The 5368-nt window shown below is 46.8% G+C and carries 5 protein-coding genes; all 5 read left to right on the top strand.

Annotated elements, in window-relative coordinates:
* Positions 1–659: flagellar M-ring protein FliF C-terminal domain-containing protein (locus Q0314_RS07075; RefSeq protein ID WP_298057804.1), on the top strand; the 659-nt coding region annotated here is incomplete at its 5' end.
* Positions 659–1690, top strand: a complete 1032-nt coding sequence (gene fliG / locus Q0314_RS07070; protein WP_298057802.1) for a flagellar motor switch protein FliG — start codon at positions 659–661, stop codon at positions 1688–1690. The genes Q0314_RS07075 and fliG, both read left to right, overlap by 1 nt.
* Positions 1687–2499 carry a flagellar assembly protein FliH gene (fliH, locus tag Q0314_RS07065; protein ID WP_298057800.1) on the top strand — a complete coding sequence of 271 codons (813 nt, stop codon included), beginning with the start codon at positions 1687–1689 and terminating at the stop codon, positions 2497–2499. The genes fliG and fliH overlap by 4 nt, the downstream gene beginning before the upstream one ends.
* A complete protein-coding gene (dxs, locus tag Q0314_RS07060) occupies positions 2499–4340 on the top strand; it encodes a 1-deoxy-D-xylulose-5-phosphate synthase (protein WP_298057805.1) in 1842 nt (613 codons plus the stop codon). The genes fliH and dxs overlap by 1 nt, the downstream gene beginning before the upstream one ends.
* Positions 4341–4687: 347 nt before the next feature.
* Complete coding sequence (locus Q0314_RS07055) at positions 4688–5098, top strand: Fur family transcriptional regulator (RefSeq protein ID WP_002947300.1); 411 nt, start codon at positions 4688–4690, stop codon at positions 5096–5098.
* Positions 5099–5368 lie beyond the last annotated feature (270 nt).

Here is a 5368-nt window from a genome sequence, read left to right as displayed (position 1 = left end):
AAAAAGTCGAGCGCGTCAAGGATCAGTTTGCTAAGATAAACCGCCTAAGCGCCGCTGTCGTCGTGGATGGAAAATACGAAAATAAAAAAGACGAAAAAGGAAATCCAACTAGCGAAATAGCCTACGTACCGCTTGATAAAGAGCAGCTAGCACGTATAGACGCTCTTATTCGCCAATCTATCGGTTTTGATCAAAACAGAGGCGACGAGGTCACGGTTAGTAACTTTGAGTTCCAGCGTCAAGACGGACAGACGCCGGCTAGCAAAGTTCAGTCCTTTTTCGAGCTTTACGTAGTACCGTTTTTACCTATCTTAAAGTATCTTTTTGTAGCGATCTTACTATATGTATTCTACAAGAAAGTCATTACGCCGTTTATGACCAAAATGCTTGAGGACGTAAAAGAAGAAGAGATCGATCTATCCGAAAACGAGGTTCAGCTCGAGGATAGCGAAGATACGCTGGAGAAATTTCAAGCAGCTAGGAAAAAGGTTGAGGAGCAGCTGGGTATCGGAGATAATTTTAATGAGGACGACCTGCGCTACGACGTATTACTAGAAAAGATGAAACTAGTCGTTCAAGATCGCAGCGAAGAGATAGCCGTATTGCTTCAAGATATGATAAAAAACGATTCTGACTTTAGCAACCGTAAGGACTTTTAATGGCAACAAAGCTAAACGAACAGCAAAAGATGGTGTATGACGATCTTTCTATGCCTGAAAAGATCGCTATTTTGCTTATTCAGCTGGGCGAGGACGTCACGACTCTGCTTTTTTCGCATATGGAGGTTGACGTCATAACCGAAATTTCGCGCTATATAGCTACCGCAAAGAGTACCGACAAAAGCGTAGCTGCTGCGGTTTTAGAAGAATTTTACGCTCTCATGCAGTCAAATCAATACATGAGAAGCGGCGGCTTAGAGTACGCGAAAGAAATTTTATACCGCACCTTTGGTCCTGAAGCTGCGCAAAAGATACTCGACAAGCTCGCAAAAAGCATGGAAAACACAAAGAGCTTCGGTTATCTTACCAAGGTCAAGCCTCAGCAGCTTGCAGACTTTATTGTTAACGAACATCCGCAGACTATTGCGCTTATTTTGGCGCATATGGATTCAACCAGCGCAGCCGAGACGCTTTCGTTTTTTAATAACGAGCTTAGAAGCGAGGTCGTCGTGAGAATGGCAAATTTGGGCGACATTAGTCCGTCTATAATCAAACGCGTTTCAACGGTGCTAGAAGGCAAACTAGAGAGCCTCACGTCCTACAAGGTCGAAGTCGGCGGACCAAGGGCCGTGGCGGAGGTGTTAAACCGCCTCGGCCAAAAGGCATCCAAAGCTACGATCGAATATATCGAGGACGTCGACGACAAGCTCGCTACGACGATCAAAGAGCTTATGTTTACCTTTGAGGATATTAACACCCTCAATCAAGCAGCTATCCGCGAAATACTTAAAAACGTCGATAAAAAAGACCTTATGATCGCGCTAAAAGGCAGCGGCGATGCATTGAGAGATAAATTTCTCTCCAGTATGTCTCAGCGCGCCAGCGATTCGTTTAAAGAGGAGATGCAGTTTTTGGGAGCGGTGCGCGTAAAAGACGTCGAAGAGGCGCAGCGCCGCATAGTAGAGCAGGTTCAGGCCCTAGCCGAAAGCGGGGCGTTCCAAATAGGCGAAAGCGATGAGATGATAGAATGAAAAGTAGCGTAATAACAAATGAGCGCTCAAAAGAGCACTTCGTAGAAAACTATCGGTTTAAAATTTTAGGTCAGGAAAAAAGAAGCGAGGATACACGCTCGGCCCACGAAAGCGAATCCGGCCGCGCGACCGAGCATAACGAGCGAGCCTTAAACGGCGAGCAAGAGAGTTCAAATTTAAACGACGCAAAAGAGCAAGGCTTACATTTTAAGCCTGAGTCAAGCTTTATCGAGGAGCTGCTAAAGCGTACCGACGAGATGAGCGGCAATATGATAAAGCTACAAATGCAAATCGAAAATCAAGAAAACGAATTCGCTAAACGCCTAGAAAGCGAGATCCAGCGCGCTAAAGAAGACGGCATAAAGCAGGGCAGAGACGAGGCGGCGGCTAAATTTAACGAAGAGCTAAAGGCGCTTGAGAGCAGATACCTGGGGTCTATAAATAAGCTTGAAGAGCAGGCGGCTAAATTTGAAAGCCTCATCGCATCCAGCGAAGCGCAGCTACCGACTACCGCAATCGAGATCGCAAAAGAGGTCGTGAAAAAAGAGATTTCTCTAAATTCGGCAAACATCGCTGCAGCCATCTGCAAAGAGCTTTTTAGCGAGATAAAAGACGCCAAAGAGGTGCAAGTCAAAGTAAATCCGAAAGATTACGAGTTTATCAAAGAAAATTTCTCCGGACAAAACGTCAAAATCTCCGCCGACGAAGCCATCAGCGCGGGCGGAGCGATCGTGCTTAGCGACGCGGGCAACCTCGAGGGCACGATCGAAGCCAGACTAGAAAAAATCAAAAAGATAATAGGACAATGATAGACGTAAAATCTATGAACGTGCAGGAGCTCGAAGCGCTTTGCGGGAAGCTCCGTGATAAAATTTTACAAACCGTCAGCGCAAACGGCGGGCATCTTAGCTCAAACATCGGCGCAGTCGAGCTTATCGTCGCGATGCATTATGTTTTCGACGCAGCAAAAGACCCGTTTATATTTGACGTTAGCCACCAAAGCTACGCGCACAAGCTAATCACTGGACGCTGGGATAAATTTGACACGCTTAGAAAATTTGGCGGTATCAGCGGCTACACCAAGCCCTCCGAGAGTAAATACGACTACTTTATCGCCGGACACAGCTCCACCTCTATCTCGCTTGCAGTCGGCGCGTCAAAGGCGATCAAGCTAAAAGGCGAGGATCGTATACCCGTGGCCTTTATCGGCGACGGCTCGATGAGCGCGGGTATCGCGTATGAGGCGCTAAATGAGCTCGGCGATATCAAAAACCCATGCGTCATCGTCCTAAACGACAACGAAATGAGCATCAGCAAGCCCATCGGCGCCTTTAGCAACTACCTCTCGCAGATGATGGCTGGGCCGCTGTATCAGAAGTTTAAAAGCCGCGTCGAGCGATTTTTGAGCTATATGCCAGACGGCGCCGCGTATATGGCGCGCAGGATGGAGGAGGGTATCAGGATCTTTACGCCCGGGATGTTTTTTGAGGAGCTGGGACTTGAGTACATCGGTCCCGTAAACGGCCATGACGTGAAGGCGCTTATCGAGGCTTTTAGCGTCGCAAAAGGCATGAAAAAGCCCGTCGTCGTGCACGCCCAGACGCTAAAGGGCAAGGGCTACGAAAAGGCCGAGGGGCATCTAGCCAGCTGGCACGGCGTGAGTCCGTTTGATTTACAAAGCGGCGAAGCTATCAAAAAATCAGCCGCCAAATCGGCCACCGCGCTCTTTGCGGAAAATTTGACCGAGCTAGCTAGCGAGCATAAAAATATCGTCGGAGTGACCGCCGCGATGCCTACCGGCACGGGCATAGACGCTTTGATGGAGAGATTTCCGGATAGATTTTGGGACGTCGCGATCGCCGAGCAGCACGCCGTCGCCTCGATGGCAGCGATGGCAAAGGAAGGCTTTAAGCCATTTATTGCGATTTATTCGACTTTTTTGCAGCGGGCATTTGACCAGATCGTGCACGACTGCGCAATCATGAACCTAAACGTTGTCTTTGCGATGGACCGCGCGGGCATAGTCGGCGAGGACGGCGAGACGCATCAGGGCGCATTTGACGTTAGTTATCTAAATTTGATCCCGAATTTGACGATTTTTGCGCCTCGCTGCGCCGATAGTTTTAGGCTCGCGATGCGTTACGCTTACGCTCACGAGGGGCCTTGCGCTTTTCGTTATCCGCGCGGAGCTTTTGCACTGGCGCAGGGCGAGCTTGAGGCGCGAGAGCTAAAGCTCGGTAAAGGCGAAATCTTGGTCGAGGGCAGCGGCAAAGCGGCATTTATCGCTTACGGTAATGGCGTGGGCAAGGCAAACGCCGCGCGCAAAATTTTACTGGAAAAAACGGATAGTAAATTTGATCCGAGCCTTGTTGATTTGGTATTTGTCAAGCCTCTTGATTGCGAGCTTTTGCAATATCTCGCAATCAAGCATAAAATTTGGTACGTCTTTTCAGATACCGTAAAAAAAGGCGGCGTAGGCGAGATTTTAGCTGCGTTTTTGCAGGAGCAATGGATTTTTGACGTGCGCATCGTTAGCTTTGAGTTTGACGACGCCTTTATCCCTCACGGCACTACGGCTGATGTCGAAAGAGCTCTTGGTGTCGATGCGGCAAGCATTTGCGAAAAAATTTTAACCGAAACAGAGGATTAAATTTGAGCTGAAGCGTTTTCGCGCTTTAGTTTTACGAGTTTTCTCAAGAGTATTCGTGCGTAAAAGGCTCAAATTTGAGCTAAATTAGCCTTTTACGCTCGGTCTTTCCGCTTTTACTTTTAAATGACGCAGGCAAATTTACTTAAAATAAAAGATCAAATTTTAGCAGAAAGCACCAAACCCAAAAATCAAAATTTGACTTCAAACATCATGTCAAAATTTATAAAAAGTGCAAATTTAAAGCAAAAACTGACACAAATTTTAGTAAATAATAATTTATATTACCAACTATAAAGAAGTTTTAAATAAAATTTTTGTATATTTAGCTAAAAATATCAGGAAAAACGATGAACTATATGGAACTTCTCAAAAACCACGGCCTCAAAGCCACCCCGCAGCGCCTCAGCGTGCTCAAGATCCTCGATCGCCACACGCACCCGACGATCGATGAGCTTTATGAAGAGATCTGCGCCGAAAATCCGTCCGTATCGCTCGCAACGGTGTATAAAAACCTAAATATGCTAAAGGACGAAGGCCTCGTCGTCGAGGTAAATATGCCAAACCAAAAGGCGCGCTACGACATCTTTAGCTACCCGCACATCCACGTCGTATGCGAGAGTTGCGGGCACGTCGAGGACTATAATTTCTGCGAGGCGCTGAGCGAGTACAAGGAAAATTTGGAGAGAAAGCTTGGAAATTTCATCGAAAAGATGAATGTACTAGTGACTGTAAAGGACTGCAAAAACTGCCGCCATTAGGCTTTTGGCTCGCTTTTTTGGCGAGCTAAATTTTCTCTCGTTTATAGCTTTATAACGAATTAAATTCGGGCTTATGCTAATAAAATTTGCAGCTGTTTTTGATCATGCAAGCGAGCTTTTATCAAGAATAAATTATACTCGCAAGAGCTTCGGCGGCGCTAAAACAGCGATCTTTCGCATCTTAGCCTACTTAAATTTATACTAAACCTCACTCCGCGACGCGATTTACCCAGATCAAAAACTCATCGCTCGGGTTCTCGTCGTCCAGAT

The organism is uncultured Campylobacter sp. (assembly GCF_938040115.1).
In the GTDB taxonomy this organism is placed as follows: Bacteria; Campylobacterota; Campylobacteria; order Campylobacterales; family Campylobacteraceae; genus Campylobacter_A.
The sequence above is the reverse complement of the archived record's forward strand: the minus strand, read 5'-3'. Positions and strand labels throughout refer to the sequence as shown.